The 21322-nt window shown below is 40.1% G+C and carries 20 protein-coding genes; 12 read left to right on the forward strand and 8 right to left on the reverse strand.

Translation table 11 applies throughout. The features are described from left to right. Positions 1–170: 170 nt before the first annotated feature. The gene (locus bsdcttw_RS06505; protein WP_185258575.1) at positions 171–2270 is read left to right on the forward strand and encodes a DNA topoisomerase; all 2100 of its coding nucleotides are present in this window, start codon (positions 171–173) and stop codon (positions 2268–2270) included. A 43-nt stretch (positions 2271–2313) separates the two neighbouring features. After that, complete coding sequence (locus tag bsdcttw_RS06510; RefSeq protein WP_185258576.1) at positions 2314–2982, forward strand: acyltransferase; 669 nt, start codon at positions 2314–2316, stop codon at positions 2980–2982. Positions 2983–3109: 127 nt separating this feature from the next. Here bsdcttw_RS06510 and bsdcttw_RS06515 read toward each other — a convergent pair whose 3' ends face one another. From bsdcttw_RS06515 to bsdcttw_RS06525, 3 genes are all read right to left on the reverse strand, one after another. Then, positions 3110–3598: a GAF domain-containing protein gene (locus tag bsdcttw_RS06515; protein ID WP_185258577.1), complete on the reverse strand. Its 489-nt coding sequence runs from the start codon at positions 3596–3598 to the stop codon at positions 3110–3112. Positions 3599–3771: 173 nt separating this feature from the next. Continuing rightward, complete coding sequence (locus bsdcttw_RS06520) at positions 3772–3975, reverse strand: hypothetical protein (RefSeq protein ID WP_185258578.1); 204 nt, start codon at positions 3973–3975, stop codon at positions 3772–3774. A 121-nt stretch (positions 3976–4096) separates the two neighbouring features. Then, complete coding sequence (locus bsdcttw_RS06525) at positions 4097–4804, reverse strand: TerC family protein (RefSeq protein ID WP_207726500.1); 708 nt, start codon at positions 4802–4804, stop codon at positions 4097–4099. Between the two features lie 155 nt (positions 4805–4959). On the opposite strand from bsdcttw_RS06525, the gene bsdcttw_RS06530 reads away from it, so the two are divergent. After that, positions 4960–5721, forward strand: a complete 762-nt coding sequence (locus bsdcttw_RS06530; protein ID WP_185258580.1) for an ABC transporter ATP-binding protein — start codon at positions 4960–4962, stop codon at positions 5719–5721. Positions 5722–5884: 163 nt separating this feature from the next. Further along, on the forward strand, positions 5885–6754 hold the full coding sequence (locus bsdcttw_RS06535; protein ID WP_225903805.1) for an ABC transporter permease: 870 nt from the start codon (positions 5885–5887) through the stop codon (positions 6752–6754). On the opposite strand, the gene bsdcttw_RS06540 is transcribed toward bsdcttw_RS06535, so the two are convergent. The 5 genes from bsdcttw_RS06540 to bsdcttw_RS06560 all read right to left on the reverse strand — a co-directional run bounded on the left by bsdcttw_RS06540 (position 6748) and on the right by bsdcttw_RS06560 (position 12036). After that, positions 6748–7800, reverse strand: coding sequence for an ABC transporter substrate-binding protein (locus tag bsdcttw_RS06540; protein WP_225903806.1), 1053 nt, complete (start codon positions 7798–7800; stop codon positions 6748–6750). The genes bsdcttw_RS06535 and bsdcttw_RS06540 overlap by 7 nt on opposite strands. A 68-nt stretch (positions 7801–7868) precedes the next feature. Continuing rightward, positions 7869–8621, reverse strand: a complete 753-nt coding sequence (locus bsdcttw_RS06545; RefSeq protein WP_185258581.1) for a polysaccharide deacetylase family protein — start codon at positions 8619–8621, stop codon at positions 7869–7871. Between the two features lie 278 nt (positions 8622–8899). Then, the gene (gene secF, locus bsdcttw_RS06550) at positions 8900–11107 is read right to left on the reverse strand and encodes a protein translocase subunit SecF (protein ID WP_185258582.1); all 2208 of its coding nucleotides are present in this window, start codon (positions 11105–11107) and stop codon (positions 8900–8902) included. Between the two features lie 40 nt (positions 11108–11147). Beyond that, positions 11148–11573: a hypothetical protein gene (locus bsdcttw_RS06555; protein ID WP_185258583.1), complete on the reverse strand. Its 426-nt coding sequence runs from the start codon at positions 11571–11573 to the stop codon at positions 11148–11150. 31 nt (positions 11574–11604) lie between these two features. Continuing rightward, positions 11605–12036, reverse strand: coding sequence for a Fur family transcriptional regulator (locus bsdcttw_RS06560; protein WP_185258584.1), 432 nt, complete (start codon positions 12034–12036; stop codon positions 11605–11607). 311 nt (positions 12037–12347) lie between these two features. On the opposite strand from bsdcttw_RS06560, the gene bsdcttw_RS06565 reads away from it, so the two are divergent. From bsdcttw_RS06565 to bsdcttw_RS06605, 8 genes are all read left to right on the forward strand, one after another. Further along, a complete protein-coding gene (locus bsdcttw_RS06565) occupies positions 12348–13325 on the forward strand; it encodes a CobW family GTP-binding protein (protein ID WP_185258585.1) in 978 nt (325 codons plus the stop codon). Between the two features lie 14 nt (positions 13326–13339). Then, a complete protein-coding gene (locus bsdcttw_RS06570) occupies positions 13340–14905 on the forward strand; it encodes a permease (protein WP_185258586.1) in 1566 nt (521 codons plus the stop codon). A gap of 106 nt (positions 14906–15011) precedes the next feature. Next, positions 15012–15902, forward strand: a complete 891-nt coding sequence (locus tag bsdcttw_RS06575; RefSeq protein WP_207726501.1) for a TIGR03943 family putative permease subunit — start codon at positions 15012–15014, stop codon at positions 15900–15902. 92 nt (positions 15903–15994) lie between these two features. After that, on the forward strand, positions 15995–16144 hold the full coding sequence (gene rpmG, locus bsdcttw_RS06580) for a 50S ribosomal protein L33 (protein ID WP_185258588.1): 150 nt from the start codon (positions 15995–15997) through the stop codon (positions 16142–16144). A 101-nt stretch (positions 16145–16245) separates the two neighbouring features. Then, on the forward strand, positions 16246–17229 hold the full coding sequence (locus tag bsdcttw_RS06585; protein ID WP_185258589.1) for a metal ABC transporter substrate-binding protein: 984 nt from the start codon (positions 16246–16248) through the stop codon (positions 17227–17229). 189 nt (positions 17230–17418) lie between these two features. Next, a complete protein-coding gene (locus bsdcttw_RS06590; RefSeq protein WP_185258590.1) occupies positions 17419–18105 on the forward strand; it encodes a metal ABC transporter ATP-binding protein in 687 nt (228 codons plus the stop codon). Then, positions 18102–18917, forward strand: a complete 816-nt coding sequence (locus bsdcttw_RS06595) for a metal ABC transporter permease (RefSeq protein WP_185258591.1) — start codon at positions 18102–18104, stop codon at positions 18915–18917. Before bsdcttw_RS06590 ends, bsdcttw_RS06595 begins: the two co-directional genes overlap by 4 nt. A gap of 320 nt (positions 18918–19237) precedes the next feature. Further along, on the forward strand, positions 19238–21019 hold the full coding sequence (locus bsdcttw_RS06605) for a beta-1,3-glucanase family protein (RefSeq protein WP_197979829.1): 1782 nt from the start codon (positions 19238–19240) through the stop codon (positions 21017–21019). Positions 21020–21322 lie beyond the last annotated feature (303 nt).

The following is a 21322-nucleotide window of genomic DNA, read 5'->3' on the forward strand; positions in this document are numbered from 1 at the left end:
CAACACCTCATTTTGTAGCAGTCTTTTTTTGTTTATATTTATCGGAAGAGCCATTGGTTTACTGCTTACTGTGCAACAAATTCATGGGTTGCAAGACCTTCTTTTCATAAAGTAAAAAATATGCTATGATAAGTAGGTGAGTTTGAACCCGATAGAAAGTTGGAATATACATGTCTAAGAATTTATATATATCAGAAAAGCCCAGTGTTGCCCAGGAATTTGCCAAGGCCTTGAAGGAAGACTTTAAGAAAAGAGACGGCTACATGGAGTCAGAGAACTCCTATGTTACCTGGTGCGTTGGTCATCTTGTAACGATGAGCTATCCTGAAACCTATGATGCAGCCCTCAAACGCTGGAGCCTGGAAACTATCCCCTTTATGCCAAAAGAATACCGTTATGAGGTTATTCCTTCTGTCAGTAAGCAATTTGCAGTAGTAAAAGGCTTGCTTAATAGGGAGGATGTGGGCTGTATCTATGTCTGCACTGACTCCGGAAGAGAAGGAGAATACATATACCGTTTGGTGGACCAGATGGCAAAGGTACCGGGAAATAAAGCAAGAAGAAGGGTCTGGATCGATTCTCAGACCGAGGAAGAGATTCTTCGCGGCATCAGAGAGGCCAAGCCTTTAACTGCCTATGATAATCTGGCTTCTGCTGCGTACTTAAGGGCAAAGGAAGATTATCTAATGGGAATTAATTTTTCCAGAGTGCTTACCTTAAAATATGGACAGAGTGTCACAAATTATCTTAAGGGAGAGAAACGAGCTGCTATCTCCGTGGGCAGGGTTATGACTTGCGTTCTTGGAATGGTAGTACGCAGAGAGAGAGAAATCAGGGACTTTGTGAAAACTCCCTTTTATAGAGTATTGAATACCCTGGAAGCCTCCGGCAGAACCTTTGACGGGGAATTCAGGGCGGTGGAAGGTTCTAAATATTATAATTCTCCCTTATTATATAAGGAGAATGGTTTCAGTGAACGAATTAGTGCTGAGAAGCTGATTGAAGAACTAATCGACAGAGAACCTGTATTTATCGAAAAGCAGGAAAATGGAAAGAATTCATACAGCGATATGATGAAGGCGGAGGAGAATCTTTTCGCAGAGATTACAAATCTGGAAAAGAAAAAAGAAAATAAGAATCCCCCCTTATTATTTAATCTCGCAGAGCTCCAGAACGAATGCTCCAGAATCTTTAAGATAAGCCCTGATGAAACCCTTAAGATTACCCAGGAGCTTTATGAAAAGAAACTGGTCACTTACCCTAGAACCGATGCCAGAGTGTTATCCACGGCAGTAGCCAAGGAAATCCATAAGAATATCGGAGGCTTAAGGAATTTTGTTACAGTTAGAGACTATGCCTCAGAGGTCATGGACAAAAAGAGTTATCAGAATATTGCAAAAACCAGGTATGTAAATGACAAGCAGATAACGGATCACTATGCGATTATCCCTACAGGACAAGGGTTTCAAGCTCTTGGTTCACTTTCACCTACCGCCGTTAAGGTTTATGAGATAATTGCCAGAAGGTTCTTAAGTATTTTTTACCCTCCTGCAGTTTATCAGAAAATCAGCCTGACTACAAAGCAGAAAACAGAAAGCTTCTTTACTTCTTTTAGGGTTCTCTTAGATGAAGGTTATCTAAAGGTCGTTACCAATTCCTTTGATAAGAGAAAAGAGGCTTCCATTGAAGCAAATAGTCAGAACAAAGAGGGCAAAGAGGAGGAAGAAGAGAGCGTTGACAGCAGCTTTTTAGAGGTAGTTAAGAACTTAAAGAAAGGTATGCTTCTTCCTGTAAAGGCCATGTCTATTAAGGAAGGTGAAACCGCTCCTCCAAAGAGGTATAATTCCGGTTCTATGATTCTTGCCATGGAAAATGCAGGTCAGTTGATAGAAGATGAAGAATTAAGAGCACAGATTAAGGGCAGTGGCATTGGAACCAGTGCTACCAGGGCGGAAATTCTGAATAAACTTGTAAAGATTGATTACCTGATGTTAAATAAAAAAACGCAGATAATAACGCCAAGCATCTTAGGGGAAATGATATATGATGTAGTCAATTCATCGATTAAATCCCTGTTGAATGCAGAACTCACTGCCAGCTGGGAAAAAGGACTTACGATGGTTTCGGAAGGTCAGATTACGGAAGAGGAATATATGGGGAAACTGGAAGGCTTTGTGGGCCGTATGACAAACGGAGTAAAGGGATTGGAGAACCAATATAATCTAAAACAGTATTTTGACAGCATTTCAGCTTTTTATAAGAAAAAATAGCTATTAGTTATTATAATGAATAAGGATTGGAAAGGAGAGCAAGATGTACGAGGAACTTGGAATAAAAGATAACTTTGATTTAAGCCAGACCATAGCTGCTAAACTGTTTGAGGGGGTTAAGTATCCATGGGAAGTGCTTCATAACATCGGAGATTTTATTCGCTCCTTTGGTGAGCAGCTGGATAAAGAGGAATATGAAAAAAGGGGAGAAGATATCTGGGTTGCCAAATCCGCTAAAGTAGCACCCACCGCTTTCATAGGAGGGCCGGCTATTATAGGGAAAGATGCGGAAATCAGGCATTGTGCCTTTATCAGAGGAAGCGCCATCGTAGGAGAAGGAGCGGTAGTCGGCAATTCAACAGAACTTAAAAATGTCGTTCTGTTTAATAAAGTTCAAGTACCTCACTACAATTATGTGGGCGATTCAGTATTAGGCTACAAAGCACATATGGGGGCAGGTTCTATAACCTCTAATGTGAAATCCGATAAAACTCTGGTTACAATAGGGTATCAGGGGGGGAAAATTGCAACTGGCTTAAAGAAAATGGGAGCTATGTTAGGAGATAATGTGGAAGTAGGCTGTAACAGTGTATTAAATCCCGGTACTGTCATCGGGAAAGGAGCCCATGTATATCCTTTGTCCATGGTAAGAGGATTTGTACCTGCAGGGTGCATCTATAAGAAACAGGGAGAAATCGTTAAGATAGATTAAGAAGTTGATTTATTCAAAGCCTTATTTAAAACAAACTTAAAACAATATTTAAATGGAACAAATATATACAACATAAATATTTGTTCCATTTAAATTGAAATGATTTGCTTACTTCATGAATTATATTTTACCACTCCAGGTATTCTTCCAAAATTGTGACAAACTCCGTAAGTCCTTCTTTATCGGTTTCATCAAAGCGATCGGGAAGAGGACTGTCAATATCCAGTACACCGGCAATGTCTTTGCCGTCATGGATGGGAATTACGATTTCAGAACGAGAGGCACTGTCGCAGGCAATGTGCCCGGGGAATTCATGAACATCAGGAACCAGTTGGACTTCATCCTTTAAAACAGCTGTTCCGCAGACGCCTCTGCCAACAGCAATATGTACACAGGCCGTCCTGCCCTGGAAAGGGCCCAGTAAGAGTTCACCGTGTTTCATAAGATAAAAACCGGACCAGTTAATATCCTTTAAGGCACCCATCAAAAGAGCCGAGGCATTGGCAAGACCGGGAATGACATCAGGCTCGTTGTCCAGGAGCGCTTTTAGTTGTGAATTTAATAAAGTATAGAGTTCTTTTTTATCCTCCGGATATAGGTTTGATACTTCTACCATGTTAACTCCTTTCGTAAATAAAAATCATTGGTTGATATTTAAAAAATACCGTATAATAATCCGCTATGATCAAAAGATATCTTTCAAAAATACAGAAGTCTATATCAGTAAAATTGGGATATCCTTTAAAAGTATATCCCAATTTACTCTGAGTTTCAACTGATAGAAGTTTCTTAGCGAAAACTATTATCCTCTGCCAGATTGGATACATATTGCTTCATTTCCGATTTGGAACGGACACTGTGGGTACCGTCAATAACCTGTCGTTTGCCGGTATCATCCAGGGCAGCAAAATAATTCATGGCATTAATATTCTGCGCCAGAGCCATACCAAGCCCTAAAGGAATTTCAGGACCATCAGTATAGTTTTTTTCCATATCAACCTCTTTCCTGAATATTCAAATTTAGATTGGATATTCGATAATCAGTAGTTAAAAAACTGTCAGTTGTATTAAATATACAAGTTACAGGTTTAGTATTTGCAGCTTCTCAAACTTTTTATACGATATCTTCTACGGCATTATTTTTATTTTTTTTTAATCGATAAAAGCCAAATATTAATAAAGCTATGGCTGCCAGGGAAGAAATGATGGTATGAAGATGTGCCGGAAGGAGACTTAGAAGCGGCGGATAGGAAAATATCATTTCAAGAGAGGTATGAACTAATACAGCACCGCAGAGATAAAGGATAATAAGGTAACGTTTCATTAGTTTCATAAAGAAACGGCAGCTGATTAATAGAAATGGTAAACTAAGAAGAAGTCCCAATGTAATAACTTTAATATTTCCATCTGCGGCACCGGCAATTGCCAGTATGTTATCAAAGCTTAGGGAGAGACTGATAACGGTAAGTTTTACAATAGCTCGTGACAGCTTCATGCTATTATTTACATTATATTCTCCTCCTTCCTGCTCCGGTTCACCGGGGTGAGTCTTTAGCATATCATATGTGATTTTCATTAATAGCAAACCGCCTAAGGGTTGGATCGGAAGCCATTTGATTTCCATAATAATGCTGATAATGGAAGTAAAGAGAATAGAGAACACAAGGGATAAGGTGAAACCTGACAGATAGGCTTTCTTTCGGTTATGTTCATTAAGGCCGCCGGCAATATAGGCGATTACGCTGATATTATCAAAGCTTAAGATAATATTGAGTACTGCGATATGCAGTATACTTAACATAAAAACAATGAATGCGGACATGTTTAACCTTCCTTCTGCTGAAAATGTTCGGGTCTTTTTATTGTATGATACAAGGGGCAAAAGGTGCTACCATTAAAAAGGGCGGAATTTATCTGTCCAGTATATGAGTATAGAACACTTTTTTTATAACATAGAAGTGAAGGAAAGGATTTATCATGGAGGATAGTAAAAAAGTTCTGGTAGATGTCAAAAACGTATCTTTTGATTATGAGGGAAAGCAGATAATTAAAAATCTTAACCTTTTGTTATATAAAGGGGCTTCCTACAGCCTTATCGGAAAATCAGGAACCGGTAAAAGTACGCTTTTGAATCTGATTGCAGGGTTCATGAAACCAAGGGAAGGCAGTATCCAGATAAATTCTAAGAAAATAATCGGTACCAGAAAAGAAACATCATTCATGTTTCAGGAACTTGCCCTATTCCCCTGGCAGACAGTGGGACAGGCAGTTTCCATGGCTCTAAAGCTATCGAACAAAAATGACATTACGAAGAAGCCTAATATACCGGAAAAAGTAGACAGCCTGTTAGCTGAGCTTGGACTTCTGGAATTGAAAGATAAATATCCGGATCAATTAAGCGGCGGGGAAAGGCAAAGAACAGCACTTGCCAGAGGGTTAATCGGTCAGCCGGATCTGTTATTAATGGATGAACCTACCTCTTCACTTGATTCTATAACCAAGGAAAGTATCCAGGAGCTTATCCGAAAGCAACAGGAAAAGCTGGGAGCCACCCTTCTATTTGTTACTCATGACATGGAGGAAGCTCTGCTGTTAGGAGAAAAGATTCTAATATTACAAAATGGAGGCTCCCTGTATGAACTTGATAATCCCTGTTACTATCGGAAGGAAGGCCGGAAGAGTCTTGCCTTTTATGAACAGTGTATCCGGTTTAAAGAACTCTTAGAGGAAAAGGGATAGATGAAGCAGCAGCGTATTTTGATGCCAAGGACAGAAACGAAGTTAGAAGACTAACACTGGATGACAGGAGTAAGAAGATAGAAATTAGAATCTTAAACTATGAGATAGATGCCAGAGCTTACGATAAAATAAGTTGGAGATGGTAAGAATTGAGGATACAGTAATGATGAGAGAATCCGCAGACAAAATGTCCGAAAATAAAAATGAGAACAGTAATAAACGACGACAAGAAAAGTCAAAACAGCAAAAAGAAAAATCAAAACAGCAAAAAGAAAAGTCAAAACAACGAAAAAGCAGAGTCATGGAATTATTATGGGGACTGCTTAGTTTCTTACTGCTCTGGGAAATTTTGTACCTTACCTTAAAGAACCATACAATTCCCTCACCTTATCTGACTTTTTTATACCTGCCTAAAGTATGGGGAAAACTTGGTTATCATTTGGCCGGAAGTCTGTTAAGGGTAGGTGCTGCAATTCTGATATCTTTATGTTTAGGGATACCGGCAGGCATTGCCTTAAGTACTTCTAGCCGGTTAAGAAAGCTATTTTCCCCTTTTGTATATTTTATCTACCCAATCCCAAAGGTAGCATTTTTACCGGTATTTATGCTGCTGTTCGGTCTTGGGAATTTATCAAAGATTCTGCTTGTTATATGGATTATTGTGTTTCAGATTATACTTTCAATCAGAGACGGTGCTGATCAGATACCAAAGCTTTATTACAAAGCAATGGCAGGCTATCAGGCAACGCTTTCTGATACCCTGCGTTATCTGATAATGCCTGCCATATTGCCTTATATCTTTTCAAGCCTTCGTATTAGCCTTGGTATATCCCTAGCTTCCTTATTCTTTGCAGAAAACTATGCTACAAAGTATGGAATAGGTTACTTTATCCTTAGTGCCTGGACGAAGATGAATTACAAAGAAATGTTCTGTGGAATCTTAGCACTTGGACTTCTTGGAATTCTGCTTTTTATCTTATTGGACTTTCTGGAGAAAACCTTTGTACCCTGGTCTGATAAACAGAGTTATTGAGGAAGGAATGAAAAATCAGTTAAATCCTCATAGGTATATTCTTTTGTAATCTGTCCTTTATTTTTTGACCATTTAATAATATCATCAAATTGTTCCTGCTTAATGACTCCTGCCGGTTGATAGGCTTTCTTTAAATTATCGAGATAGGTGCCGATTGCCTCCGGAAACTGATAATTAGTTAGGATGGAAACAAATTCTGAAGATTTTGTAGTATTCATATATTCCACTGCTTTGTTGTAAGCCCTATAGAAAGCTCTGATGCTATCAGGTTTTTCAGAGATAGCTTCTTCTGTAAATAAGAGAGTACCGCCTTTAATACCGGCTTCCTTGGAACTTCCAAGAAGATGAGCTCCCTGTGCTACCAGCATACTTGCCTGGGGTTCGGTAAATACCACACCGTCTATCTGATTTGACATAAGTGCTTCGGAACGGCCGGAGAAGGAAGGAATTTCAACGATATCATAAGTAAAATCATTTTCTTCTGCAAATTTATCCATAATATATTCCAGAATAAAGTTTTTTACAAGGCTGACTTTTTTGCCTTTTAAACCTTTCATATCAGTAATACCGGAACCAGGTGAGGAAAGAATCTTAAAGTCCTCATTGATATCGGAAGTAATCTTAAGCTTCAGGCCATTCTCATAAAAAGCAGCCTCTGTCATAACATCACCGATAACCCCATCTAATTCCTTTGCCTGAACGGCTACGTTACGGTCAGTAGGAGCAGAGAAGGATTGAATTGTCACAGAAAGACCTTCTGCTTCAAAAAACCCTTTTTCTTTTGCTAAAATTATCGGAATAGCAGATTCTGCCGGCAGGATACCAAAGGTCAGAGAACCCAGAGCTTCAGGGGTTGGAGTCGCAGTGTTCTCTGAAGGTTTTTCGGTGGCTTTAGTATCGGTGGAATCGGTATTGGTACCGGAAGGAGCTGCGTTTTTGCTTTCATCCCCGTTTTTGGTACTCTGGCAGGCGGTCAGTAATAGGGATGATGTCAGAAGTATTGACAGGAGCATGGTTAATAGAGCTTGTCTTCTAAATATTTTCATAGGAACCTCTTTCTGTTTCTTATTTTACTTTTGTTTTGTAGAAGTGTTTATATCGTTTATTACCTTATCTAGTTTACTGCTATAGCTTTAAAGGCCTCCAAATCGGCAGAATAGGGAATGACGTTGCGCTTTAGCAGAAGGGGAGGAGTAGTTTTATCATTCTTTCCGTTAATGCAGGTAAAGGCTAACTTAAAGTCTTCCCTGTAAAGCAAGCTTACATTCCTTTCTTCGAATAATCCAAATGGATAAGCAAAAGCATCCTTTGCAGAGATATATGTGTAACTGCTGCAAACTGCCAGGTCAGCGGCAAAAGCCTCGTCTGACTCAGTCATGATTCGGCTCGTCTTAAGGTCACTTCTGGTATGGAAATGGTGGGTGTGGTTTGCATACTCAAAGACATCCTCCATTGCAGTCAGTTCCTTTGCCGCAAGGCAAAGGGACTTGTCAGTCTGAAATACTTCCGGTTCCTTCTTCAACCAGCCCGTTACGGTAAAGACAGCAGCGTGGAAACCATATTCCTTAAGAATAGGGTAAGCATAATACTTTAAAGCCTGGTAACAGTCGTCAAAGGTGATAAGGATACTTTTTTCGGGAAGAGATTTACCTTCGTAATAATAATCCCTGACTTCCTTTAAGGATAGGGTATGAAATTCCTGCTCTTTAAGATATTTCATCTGCTCCTTAAAGCTCTCGAAGGTTACAAATAATACAGAGGGAAGGGCATCGTTATAGTCCTGTTCCACCTCAATGGGAGAAGGGCGGGAAGGGTCGAAATCTGAAACTTTTCTGATTTCGTGGTAGAGAATGGTAGAAAATGACATTATTTAATCTCCTTTAAGGTTTTTACACATCTTTGTATTATAAGCTTGTGAAATTTCTCTGTCAATTATAACTGCTTTCGATTTCACTCCATAAAATATATAATCCGCTTATGGAAGTGAGCGGTATATTAAGATTGTCTTCCCCAATTTATCCGCTTAATTCCATAAAAGCGGCAGAAGCATTGAAAAAATTGTTCTTAAAAATGATATGCCCCCTCTTAAACAAATGATAAAATTTGTTTATTAAGAGAGAGCATATCATTATGGTTTAATACGAATTATTTCCTGTTTTTGGCTAACGAAGGAGCAGAGATGTTATCTGTTTCTTTTTCTTTTCGTTTCTCCCACATTGCCCAAAGAGTGCCTGCTACACAGATGGAAGAGTAGCAGCCGGTAACGATACCAAAAAACATAGGCAGTGAGAACTCCATGATTGAGTCAATATGGAATACCAATGAGGCAATCAATATGATAAGGACACAAATACCGGTAGTAGAGGAGGTATTGATAGACCTGCCAAGGGTCTGTGTCGTGCTTTCATTAACCAATTCCACTACTGATGTTTTAACAGATTTTTTACGGTTCTCACGGATTCTGTCATAAATTACGATGGTATCGTTCATGGAATATCCGATTACTGTCAGAACTACTGCCACAAAGGCATCATTTAGTGGAATTCCAAATAGTACAAAGGCAAAAAAGACCACAAAGGCGTCATGTATTAAAGCAATCAATGCTGTTACTCCGGCAGGCAGACCCGATAGTGCGGAGAATCTTATCCATACATAAACCAAGATAAAGGCAGAGGAGAGAACAATAGCAAGACCTGCATTCTTAAGTGCTTTTGCTCCTATATAGGGTTCCACAACAAAAGTTTGGGACAGTTTTGCATTAAGCTTATCGGAGGTACCATTAATGGCGTTTGTGATAGCTTTCTGGTCATCCGGGGACATTCCGGCGTTTCCTGCAAGAGTTACGGATAACCGCTTAAGGCCGGTGAGATTTTCTTCCTTAATCTGTACCGTAACCGGTCTGTTGGTTTCTTTTTGAATGGACTCCTGGATTTTACCGGTATCGGCACTTCCTGATACGGAATAGGTCAAAACAGCACCTCCGGTAAACTGAGTATCTAATTTTACACCCTTTGCGAAGCAGCCAATGATACCGGAGAGTATAATTACACCTGAAATAATGGCAAATATATATTTTTTCTGGTAAAAGGGAATTGTCTTTTTCTCTTTTCTGATACGGAACCATTTCCGGTCACGCCACTTGTCATATTCGACCAGGGACAACAGGAGGTGCTTTGACAGAGTCACGCCCACTAAGATATTTACAATCATGCCGATCAGGAGGGTATAGCCAAAGCTTAACATGGAACCGGATCCAAAGATCATCAGGATGACGGCAACAATAGCGGTTGTAACATTTCCATCCAAAACAGAGGAGAAAGCATGTTTATAGCCGTATACAATGGCTCCTCTGACAGGCATTCCTTTTCTTAATTCATCCGAAATACGTTCCGAAATGATAATATTGGCATCCACCGCCATACCAAGGGTAAGTATAATTCCGGCAATGCCCGGCAGTGTCAGTGTGTACTGAGGAATAGAGATAGCAAGCATCTGCAGTAACATCTGTAATACCAATATAATACAGGCAGCAATACCGGGTAATTTGTACATGATTATCATAAAGGTGCATACAACAAAGAATGCAATAATTCCGGCAGCTACCATAATATTCAACGCATTGCTGCCAAGCGTCGGACTTATGGTCAAAAAGTTGGTGGTTTCCAGTGAGAAGGGAAGTGCTCCCGCATTAATCTTAGCGGCCAGCTCCTTTGCTTCATCATAACTTGCAAGGTTTGTAATAACAGCCTGGCCGCCTGATATCTTTGTTTCTACGGTGGGGCTGGAGATAAGATTCTTATCCATGTAAATGCTCATCCTCTGTCCGATAAGTTTACCGGTAGCATCCTCGAATTCCTTCGCTCCCTTGGAATTGAATTTTAAGGATACTAAGAATTCTCTTGTGACACCTGAAACATTCGTCTCCGGCGTCGCACTTTCCACATCCTTTCCTTGAATCAGTACTTTTCCATTAGGATCCTGAAAGGTGAGTTCTGCCATTTCCCCCAGTTCTGCAATGGCATCCTCGGGTTTAAAGCTGGTCTCCCCGGATTTCCAGGGAAACTGTACAATAATATAACCTGCAGTTTTATCCACCGTTACTTCACGGTCTGATATATTCTGGTTGTCCAGCCTGGTTTCAATGACCTCTCTGGCAGACTCCAGTTCCTTTGCGGTAGGCTTCCGGTTAAGTCCCTGAGGTTCAAAAACAGCTTCCACACCTCCGCGGATATCAATACCGTAACGCATGTCAAAAACACCTTTGACAGCGCTTCCGATTCCAAAAACTGCAATATAAATAAAAACTGCTATAGTGATAAAGATAGCAGCAAGCATTTTCTTTCCTGGCTTCATAGGTTTATCCCCTTTTCTTATTCAATTTTCAATAGGCCATTTAAATGCTTGCTGGTTCTCCTTTCGCACCATCCGAATTATGTATGAATTCTATCAGATACGTCCTGGCAGTATAGCCCCCTTGTAACAGGACAGTTAATAAAGTCCATAGTATAAGGGGTATATATAAGAGGACGGTCTTTAAAAAGATATATTTTAAGGGTAATACCCTAAAGTACAAAGAAGAGGATGTAAGGACATCAGAAACCTGAGCTGAGATTCCTCCCGACGGCTCGGCTGCTTCATTTATTGCATCTGCCTTTTTGCTGCGGGAAAGATTGTTGGAAAATGAACCTGCAGAAGTTACTGGTCCATAAGCAGAATCGGAGTCGATACCAGGGTTATTCAATTCTATCAATAAAAGGGCTGTACAAAATAAAAATACCAGTATACAGCGGACAGACAGCCTGTGTTTCGAAGAGAACATTTTGGTACTCCTCCCGTATTAAGTGTTTTTGTTACTTTTCATCCTCATCTGAAGGTAAATGTTTGATACAATCCGGGCATATTCCATAGATCTCTAAGTTATGACCGGTAATGGTATAACCGGTTTTCTCAGCCAGATTCTCTTCAATGGGCTCAAGAGGGCAGATATCAATATTTACTTTCTTATTGCACATGGAACAGATAAGGGAATGCCTGTGTTTGTGATTGTTGATTTCAAAGTAAGTCTTCCCATCCTGATACAAAGTCTTAATAACAATATTCTTATCGACCAGTGCATTTAAAGCGCGGTAGATGGTAGATAAGTTCATCTTTATATCTTTTGACGCTATCTCTGCAATCTCCTCCACCGTAAGAGCGGTTGGAGCAGCTTCCAACACAGAAAGAATCAAATTCCTTTTTTTTGTCTGTTTTAAATCGGCAGATTTTAGTATATTGTTGTTCACAATGCACCTCTCCCTTTTATCAATTCAAGTTTTTACTGATTTACTAAATAAAATCATAGTTTACCTGTCATGAAATGTCAAGCACAATAAAGAATAGTACAGGATATGCAGGAATCAATCTAGGGAAATCTACGATAAGCAGAGGATAATCAGGTATTAATTCGTTGACAAGGTAATAGAATAGAGGTATATTAAAAGCAAATGTGTTGCATTTGCAATTATGCGTAATTTTAAAAAATATACTGTAAACAAGCTTGCAGCTAAGAAATCCTCTTGCAATCTTGTAGTACAACCAGGAGGCATTGAAGTTTATGGCTGTTAAGATAGATATATTTTCTGGATTTCTAGGTGCAGGGAAGACAACTCTGATAAAAAAGTTTTTGGAAGAGGCCTTTAAGGGTGAGAAAATAGCTTTAATTGAGAATGAATTTGGAACGGTCGGTATTGACGGAAAGATTATGAAGAGTTACGATCTGCAGATTACCGAGCTGAATGCAGGCTGCATCTGCTGTAGTATAGCAGGAGATTTTACACAGGGACTAAAGGAGGTATTAAAGCAATATAAGCCGGACCGAATCCTGATTGAGCCTTCAGGTGTCAGTAAACTGTCCGATGTCATAAAAGGCTGTAGCCCTTTTTTTAGAGAGGGGATTGTAGAACTTGATTTATGCATCACCGTGGTAGATGCAGGTAAGTATAAGATGTATCTTAAGAATTTTCCTGAGTTCTATAAGGACCAGCTGAAATTCGCAAAAACAATCATACTAAGCCGGACAGCAATAGGAAACCGAGAGAAACTAGATGGTATTCTGGAAGATATCAGGCACTACAATAGGGAAGCTGCTATTATCACGACAGACTGGGAGAGCCTTTCTGGTATGGCAATTCTTAAGATTGCAAGGGAAGAACATAGAAGCAGCCTGGAGGAGGACCTTCAGAGGGAAAAGAGGACTATCAGGTTAAATCCTGCCAAGGTAACCGGCACCTGCATTGAGAAAGTGGGAAGAAGCACCTGTGCGGAAGAGGTATTTTCGGTGTGGGGAGTTGAAACTTCCAGAGTATTCAGCCGAGAGAAACTAAAAGATATTCTTCATAAGCTGGAGGCAGAGGACATGCAAATCCTTCGTGGCAAGGGTATCCTGGAAGCCGATAATCATCAATGGCTGCAATTTGACTATGTTCCTGGAGAAATCACTATAAGAGAATGGGTGCCGGATTATATCGGAAGAATCTGTATTATTGGCAGTAAGGTTAATGAGGACCGTTTAAAGCAGTTATTTGAAATTTAGGATAAGGAGTGGTTATGGCAATCGATATTGATGTAGTAACTGGGTTTTTAGAAAGCGGAAAAACTACGTTTATCAAGCAAATGATAAAGAGCGGTGTGACAAAAGACTACGAAAGAATGATTCTGCTTCTTTGTGAGGAGGGAGTGGAAGAATACGAGAAAGAAATCCTGGAGAAGTATAATGTTACCCTTATACCGGTGGAAGACCGGCAGATACTTACCGGTGAATACCTTGCGAAGATTTGCGAAGGCGGTACTTCGGATTACATATTGATAGAATACAACGGAACATGGGATATGCAGTATATTCTGGGGAATAAATTAAAAGGTGATTGCCGTATAAGAAATATCGTATTTGTCAGTGAAGCAGCTACTTTTCATACTTATTACAGCAATATGGGAGGACTTTTAAGGCCACAGATAGAGAATAGTGATTATGTGGTTGTTAACCGCTATGAAAATCAAATAGAAAATGAGAAAAAAGAAATAAAAAATAAGATAAAAGCGTTAAATAAAAAAATTAAAACAGTATTTTTAAACAGCCCTGCTGAGGATAAAAGGTTTCTGCGAATCTTTACACCCTATGAGGATTTCAAAAAAACAGTAACTCCGGGGATGATTATACTGTTGGCGGTATTGGTTGGATTATGTTTTCTGCCAACTAAATATCTTTCTTATGCCTATGATTACACAAATAAGATTTCTGTTTCTTTTCTCAGTATTTTAATTCAAGCGATACCTTTTCTGCTGCTAGGCGCATTTTTATCCTCCTACTTACAATTGCTTGTACCGGTAGGATTCCTAAGCAGACAACTTGGTAAAAATAACTGGAAATCCTTTCTGGCAGCAGGATTGGCAGGTTTTTTCTTTCCGGTATGTGACTGCGGCCTGGCACCTTTCGTATCAGGTTTATTAAAGAAGAATCTGCCGCTGCCTCAGGTAATTGCCTTTTGGCTGGCTTCAGCCTCTGTTAATCCGGTCGTAATCCTATCTGTGTGTTATGCCTTTCCGGATAATAGGAGGATAGTTCTTGCGAGAATTTTTGCAGGAGTCATTATTGGTATAACCGTGGGAGTTATCCTGCTGCTCTTACGAATACCCACGAAGGATGTTATACGGCCGGATGCAGGGCTGACTAAAATGAGCGTTGATATGGTTTATGAAAGCAGTAAGAGAGGAAAGTTCTTATCAGTTATAAAGGGAGCGCGGGAAGAATTCTTCCGTGTGTTTCGTTATGTTATCTTTGGCGCATTTATTTCGTCCCTATGTCTGACCTTTTTGCCCCAGACGATCAAGATGTTTATTAGTTCCAGTGCACTGCTGCAGTTTTTCATTATGCTTGGGGCAGCTGTCTTTATGTCCACCTGTTCTACCTCCAATGCCTTTATCGGAAGAAGTTTTTACGGACAGTTTGCATTACCCGCCGTACTTTCTTTTATGGTACTTGGACCAATGCTGGACTTTAAGAACATCATTATTCTCTCTGAGGTACTTACGAAAAAGTTTCTGTTTCAGCTGTGCCTGTTAACGGCAGTGGTTGGTTTTTTAACCTATACCCTGCTGATGTTTCTTCTTTTGTAAAACACCGAAATGAATTATTTAGTGGAAAAGTATTAGCACAGACAGGAATCGTATTGGAAAGGATATGGTTATTCATATGAGAGGAAATAAGAATCTGGAAATATATATGAAACTAATAGTATTTATTGCCCTGGCTACGCTTTTACTATATGAGCTGCTTTCCGGCAAAGTCTATTATTACGTGCATCCCAGATACCTGTACGGCATTTGGTTTGCAGTAGCAGCTCTTTTGGTATTTGCACTTACTACAGTAGGAGAACTTCAAAAAGGAAGGCATAATCCCGATATAAAGCCTTATTTTCTTTACTTGCTGCCCGTTGTATTTGCACTGCTGTTTCCAGCTATGGAAGGAGGGAATGGCAATATTGCAATTGCACAAAGCAGTAAAGCACAAGAAAGTAATTTGAACGAAAATCAGGCAGGCGGTGCCATAGAAGGAGATGAGCCAGCAGGAAGGAATGAAAAATCCAATAATTCCTGGGATACCTCCGGTAACAGCTCCGAGGATTCTGCAGGGAGCGTTTTAGATTCTGCCGGTGACCTGACATCTGATGGTAATTCTTCATATGAGGAAGTAGAGGATGCAGCGGAGAAGGACAGGTCTCTCAAATATAAGAAGAAGACAGAAGACGGTGCAATTCTAATCAGCGATGATGAGTTTGGCTGCTGGTATTTTGAACTTTTTGATTTCCTGAAGGATTTTAAGGGGAAGCGCTATCAATTCACCGCACAAGTACTTACCATGGAAGATTTAAAAGACAATCAACTGCTGGCCGGAAGATATATTATGACCTGCTGTGCCCTGGATTTGATAGGATACGGATTGATTACGGAGACCGGCCTAAGCGGTAAATTAAAAGAAAATCAATGGATTACGGTTACCGGAACAATTGGTGAATATAAATACAAGGGTAATATTGTCCCCATGTTAAAGGATGTGGTTATTACCAAAACAAAGGCACCGAAAGAAGAGTATGTTTATTACAGCTATTATTAAAAATATTTGGGGATTGACAAATACAATTATTGTGGTATGATAGGTTCAGTAAATGCAAATGCAAATGATTTGCTTTTGGAAAGGAAACCGACATGAGAGTGAAAATAGTACTGGAATGCACAGAGTGCCATGACCGTAATTATGTAACCACGAAGAATAAGCAGAAGCATCCCGAACGTATAGAAGTTATGAAATATTGTCCTCGTTTGAAAAAATATACGCTTCACAAAGAAACCAAATAACGAAATGAATTTACATAATATGGTTAAACTATAAGATAAAGGAACTGGTATTTCACATAGGTGTTTGAACCTGCCAGCTAACAGCGGGTTATGGAAAGGAAATGGTTATTATTATGAAGAGAATTATCTGCCTGTTTACAGCCATTATGCTTATCGCGGTTTTAACTGCCGGCTGTGGCAATAAGAATGAAAATAACAAGGAACCCCAGGTATCTTCCGCTGAAACGGGAGGAGAGGCATCCGGTGATGCTAAGAACTCAGATACAGGAGATAAGCTGAAGGTTGTCACAAGTTTCTACGCCATGTATGACTTTGCTGAAAAGATTGGCGGCGACAAAGTAAGCGTTATTAATATGGTACCGGCAGGAATTGAGCCTCACGACTGGGAACCGGCAGCTTCGGATATTACGAATCTGGAGAAAGCACAGGTATTTATTTATAACGGTGCAGGGATGGAACATTGGGTAGATACGGTGTTAGACAGTCTTAGCAACAAAGAACTGGTGATAACCGAAGCTTCTTCCGGTATTACCTTGCAGAAAGGTCATAGTGAAGAAGAAGGTACTTATGACCCCCATGTATGGCTGAATCCGGAAAATGCAAAATCAGAGATGAACAATATCAAGGAAGCTTTTATTAAGGCTGATCCGAATAATGAAGCTAATTACAGTGAGAATTATGAGACCTACGCTGCTAAATTAGACGCCCTTGACAAAAAATATAAGGAAACCTTGACAGCCCTTGAAAATAAAGATATCATAGTAGCACATGAGGCCTTTGGTTATTTATGCAATGCTTATGGACTGAATCAGGTAGGGATTGAAGGCCTGTCCCCGGATTCGGAACCGGACCCGTCTAAGATGGAAGAAACCATTCAATTTGCAAAGGACAATAAGGTCAAGGTTATCTTTTTTGAAGAATTGGTCAGCCCGAAGGTAGCTGAGACCATTGCGAAAGAAGTAGGAGTAAAAACAGACGTCTTAAACCCTCTGGAAGGATTGTCCGAGGATGATATAAAAGCTGGCGGAGATTATTTCTCAGTGATGGAAACGAATCTTACAAGTCTGGCAGAAGCTTTAAAATAGAAACCGCAGGAAGGGGTTGTTTGCAGAAACGTATTATTTCGTTTCAGTTGCAGCAGCACCTTCTTTTTGAGGATTTGCAGTATTTTGGGTTTTGAATTATTGGGATATTTCATTCACATTAAATATAGATTCAGGAATATTTTTCAGACGCTTTAAAAAGCCTGAAAGATACTCACGAAAGAGGTTGGAATGCAGGCAATAGAAATACAGAATGTGGACTTTGCATACGGAAAAGAACTTATCTTAAAAGAAGCTTCCGCTGTAATAGAAGGTGGGGATTTTATCGCCCTTACCGGTGAAAACGGAACGGGTAAGAGCACTCTTTTAAGGCTGCTTTTAGCAGAATTAAAACCGCTTCGCGGCAGAATCAGACTGTTGGGAGAAGATAATGATAAGGTTATCCGAAGCGGAAAAGTGGGTTATGTTGCCCAGAACGGTACTTATGCCAATCAGAATTTTCCGGCTACGGTGGAAGAAATCGTGACGGCAAATCTATATAAGCAGATTGGTTTGTTTCGTTTCCCTTCGAAAAGTCATAAACACCAGGTTTACGAAGCTTTGGAAAAGCTTAAGATGTCGGAATATGCGAAAACCTTGATCGGAGAGCTTTCAGGAGGTCAGCAGCAGCGGGTTATGCTCGCCAGAGCACTGGTAATAAAACCTGAACTCCTGATATTAGATGAACCAACAACCGGGATTGACATGAAGTCCGTCAGGCAGCTCTATGAGATTCTGGGTGAACTGCATAAGAGCGAAAAACTGACGATACTTATGGTTACCCACGGACATTTGGAGGAATGTGCAGGAATAAACAGAATTCTGCAGCTGGAAGATGGGAAGATAGGTGAAGTCGTTGGAAATGGGGTGAAGCTATGAGTATTTTACAGTATCCTTTTATGCAAAGGGCATTTCTTGTAGGAATTCTCTTAGCAGTGATAGCACCCTGTATCGGTATGACTATTGTATTGCAGAGAAAATCAATGATAGGGGATGCTCTATCCCATACTTCTCTGGCAGGTGTAGCAATTGGTATTCTGCTTGGAATCAATCCGATTCTGGGAGCAACCGGTACCTGTATAGCAGCTGCCCTGAGTATAGAATTTATTCAAAGGAAAATACCAAGATATTCGGAAATGGCAATTGCGATTATTATGTCAACAGGAATTGGTCTGGCTGGTGTGCTTTCTGGCTTTACCAAAAGCAGCGGGAATTTTAACAGCTTTTTGTTCGGTAGTATTGTTGCTATAAGCGATATGGAACTGCGGATGGTTGTCATCATAAGTGTGTGTGTCTTAGCTGCTTTTCTTCTTCTCTATAAAGAACTTTTCTATATTGGATTTGATGAAAGGGCAGCCAGGATAGCAGGAGTACCGGTAAGATTGGTGAACTTTATCTTTACCATGCTGACAGCGCTTACCATATCCATTGCCTCCAGAACAGTAGGAGCTTTGGTTGTATCCTCTTTATTGGTAATCCCGGTAGCCTGTGGTATGCAGATAGGAAGAAGTTATAAGATGACCCTTGCCTCCTCTATGATTTTTGCCGTATTCTTTACGGTTTGCGGACTGACATTATCCTACTATTGGAAACTGAAACCCGGCGGTACAATTGTATTGACCGGAGTAGTTTGCTTTGTGGTAATTGTAATCCTCAAGGCTTTGTTAAAATCTCTGCGCCGGGCCGGCTAAAGAGAGTCTTAATCAATAAAAGAACTTCATTGCATTTTCTTAAAAGTATCCTTTGAACTTCACTCTGTTTGAACGATACAGGAAATTGTAGTGAAGTTTTTTTATTTTAACAACATGCCAAGAATATACAAGAAATCACAAGAATTACATATTTACAAAATATGTAAAAGAAGAGAAAGTGTAATTGTAGGGGACAGGTTTTGTAGGAAATTTACAAAAGAAGGTGAAGGGAGGAATGAAAAAGATTCAAAGTAAACAAAACCCAAAATAGTACAGTTGATGTTGCTAGAAGTTTAAATAATTGACAAGGAGGGATAGCTATGAGTAAGAAATTATTAAGGTGTAGTTTGGTTTTATTATTAATACTGTCAATGCTGCTTCCTGCTAAAGTCTTAGCTGCAGACTATACACAGGGAGTAAATGTTTCGGGTAATAATGCCGTCATATGGTTCAAATCTACAGTGAGCACTACTTGGGTGGATGTCCATTACAGCGTTAATTCCGGTCCACAGCAAAACTTAAGAATGACCTATAATTCGGCAAATGCAAGATACGAACAAACAGTTGATTCTGCCGCAAATGCAGTAATTGTATACTCCTTCACTTATAACAATGGCACCCCGGCCTATGACACATCTACTTTTACATACACGGGACAGGCTGGCGGTATCAACAGCGGAAGCGTTTATAAGATAACTAGTAAGGTAAGCGGTAAAGTGCTGGACATTACCGATAAGTCTACAGCAGCCGGAGCCAAATTAGAGCAATGGACGAATTATGATACCACCAACCAACAGTTTAAGGTTGAGAAACAGTCGGATGGCTATTATAAGATCACTGCTATGCACAGCGGGCTGGTTCTGGATGTGCCTAACAGTTCCTTAAGTAATAGCGTTCAATTACAGCAGTGGACGGATAATGGCAGCAGTGCTCAGAGATGGAGTATCGTTGACGTTGGAGGCGGCTACTATAAGGTAATCTCAAAGGTCAGCGGACTGGCTATGGATGTACGCAGCTCTCAGACAAACGATGGTGCGGTGGTTCAACAGTATACGGATAACGGAACGGATGCTCAGAAGTGGTCCTTTACAATTGCAAACACCTCCGGCGGATCAACCCAGGGTTCTATTTATTCTATAGCAGCCTCATCTATACCGACTCCTGGAAATGGAGGCGTTAGTGTTAAGGTTATGAATGGAACAAATGGTGCTTATGCTGACAGTAATATTTACTGGGGCGTTATCGATATTAATCCTGCTAACGGTGCATGGAGCTATTTGGACCTGTCCGGTAATCTTATAGCAATTTCCACAAGTCTTAACGATGCAGCCGGACATTTGACCAAAAACGGTATTAATTATGCAAACATCTATCATAAAGTAAGCGAAACTTCCTGGGTGAATCTGCCGAAGATAACTTCAGGGAGAATGTTCTTAAGTGTAGGTTCACCTTGCTACATCAAGACCTACAATGATGGTTTTGCAGGCCCGGATATAAATAATCCTACAGATCCCAACAAAGATGTATATTTTGACTTTGTTGAATTCACAGTAGATGCCGCCGGATACCATGGGAATACTACAAGAGTAGATCAGTTTGGTTTCCCGGTTCAGCACAGACTGGTTAATAAAGCCGGAAACTATGACAGGACAGTAGGAGAGCTGGAATCCGAAACCCGTGCCGGTTTATTTACGAAGTTCCAAAATGAAGTTCCGACAGAATTTAAGTCCTTGGCTACACTTCAAGCACCTTATCGTATTGTTTGCCCTATCAGCGGCCCGTTTAATACTGGGGGAACTTACGCCAATTATTTCTCCGGTTATTCCAGCATATCGACCAGAGATATTTTACTGGGTATCGGAGGAGCCAGTGATGCCTCTGTTTGTGCCGCACTTAACAGACATGTGTACGGAAATACCTCTGATTGGAACAATGTAAGCAAATATTATCAGGCGGCACCTGCCAACTACTATGCAAAATTCTGGCACAATCATAGTATCGATGGTTTAGCTTATGGCTTCTGCTATGACGATGTGAACGGGCAGGCGTCTTACCTGGAAGTAGGTGACCCGAAGGGACTTATTATAAGGGTAGGCTGGTAACAATAAGCTGTGCCTCTAAAGGTTCATAAAGGGATGATAGAGACTCGGTGGGAAACCACTGGGTCTCTTTGTTGTACCACATTTTCTGCAATCAGGAAATAGATATTATAGATTGAGAGAATTGGAAGGAATTAAACAAATGAACAGAAACAAACAACATTGCAGCCTTTTATATAAAAAGTAAAAGTATATAATGTGGAATATAATACCATTCAACGCTGGTTTCAACAGTGGTATTTAATATAGTAGGATTGGAGGTTGGGGTAAAGCAGAAGCGCTTTCTAAGGAGAGTATTTCTGTCTG

It is taken from the genome of Anaerocolumna chitinilytica, assembly GCF_014218355.1.
In the GTDB taxonomy this organism is placed as follows: domain Bacteria; phylum Bacillota; class Clostridia; order Lachnospirales; family Lachnospiraceae; genus Anaerocolumna; species Anaerocolumna chitinilytica.

Bases quoted from the DNA above. Each gene is read 5' to 3' on its own strand.
- bsdcttw_RS06505 (WP_185258575.1), top strand. From the start codon at position 171: ATGTCTAAGAATTTATATATATCAGAAAAGCCCAGTGTTGCCCAGGAA.
- bsdcttw_RS06510 (WP_185258576.1), top strand. From the start codon at position 2,314: ATGTACGAGGAACTTGGAATAAAAGATAACTTTGATTTAAGCCAGACC.
- bsdcttw_RS06515 (WP_185258577.1), bottom strand. From the start codon at position 3,598: ATGGTAGAAGTATCAAACCTATATCCGGAGGATAAAAAAGAACTCTAT.
- bsdcttw_RS06520 (WP_185258578.1), bottom strand. From the start codon at position 3,975: ATGGAAAAAAACTATACTGATGGTCCTGAAATTCCTTTAGGGCTTGGT.
- bsdcttw_RS06525 (WP_207726500.1), bottom strand. From the start codon at position 4,804: ATGTCCGCATTCATTGTTTTTATGTTAAGTATACTGCATATCGCAGTA.
- bsdcttw_RS06530 (WP_185258580.1), top strand. From the start codon at position 4,960: ATGGAGGATAGTAAAAAAGTTCTGGTAGATGTCAAAAACGTATCTTTT.
- bsdcttw_RS06535 (WP_225903805.1), top strand. From the start codon at position 5,885: ATGATGAGAGAATCCGCAGACAAAATGTCCGAAAATAAAAATGAGAAC.
- bsdcttw_RS06540 (WP_225903806.1), bottom strand. From the start codon at position 7,800: ATGAAAATATTTAGAAGACAAGCTCTATTAACCATGCTCCTGTCAATA.
- bsdcttw_RS06545 (WP_185258581.1), bottom strand. From the start codon at position 8,621: ATGTCATTTTCTACCATTCTCTACCACGAAATCAGAAAAGTTTCAGAT.
- secF (WP_185258582.1), bottom strand. From the start codon at position 11,107: ATGAAGCCAGGAAAGAAAATGCTTGCTGCTATCTTTATCACTATAGCA.
- bsdcttw_RS06555 (WP_185258583.1), bottom strand. From the start codon at position 11,573: ATGTTCTCTTCGAAACACAGGCTGTCTGTCCGCTGTATACTGGTATTT.
- bsdcttw_RS06565 (WP_185258585.1), top strand. From the start codon at position 12,348: ATGGCTGTTAAGATAGATATATTTTCTGGATTTCTAGGTGCAGGGAAG.
- bsdcttw_RS06570 (WP_185258586.1), top strand. From the start codon at position 13,340: ATGGCAATCGATATTGATGTAGTAACTGGGTTTTTAGAAAGCGGAAAA.
- bsdcttw_RS06575 (WP_207726501.1), top strand. From the start codon at position 15,012: ATGAAACTAATAGTATTTATTGCCCTGGCTACGCTTTTACTATATGAG.
- rpmG (WP_185258588.1), top strand. From the start codon at position 15,995: ATGAGAGTGAAAATAGTACTGGAATGCACAGAGTGCCATGACCGTAAT.
- bsdcttw_RS06585 (WP_185258589.1), top strand. From the start codon at position 16,246: ATGGTTATTATTATGAAGAGAATTATCTGCCTGTTTACAGCCATTATG.
- bsdcttw_RS06590 (WP_185258590.1), top strand. From the start codon at position 17,419: ATGCAGGCAATAGAAATACAGAATGTGGACTTTGCATACGGAAAAGAA.
- bsdcttw_RS06595 (WP_185258591.1), top strand. From the start codon at position 18,102: ATGAGTATTTTACAGTATCCTTTTATGCAAAGGGCATTTCTTGTAGGA.
- bsdcttw_RS06605 (WP_197979829.1), top strand. From the start codon at position 19,238: ATGAGTAAGAAATTATTAAGGTGTAGTTTGGTTTTATTATTAATACTG.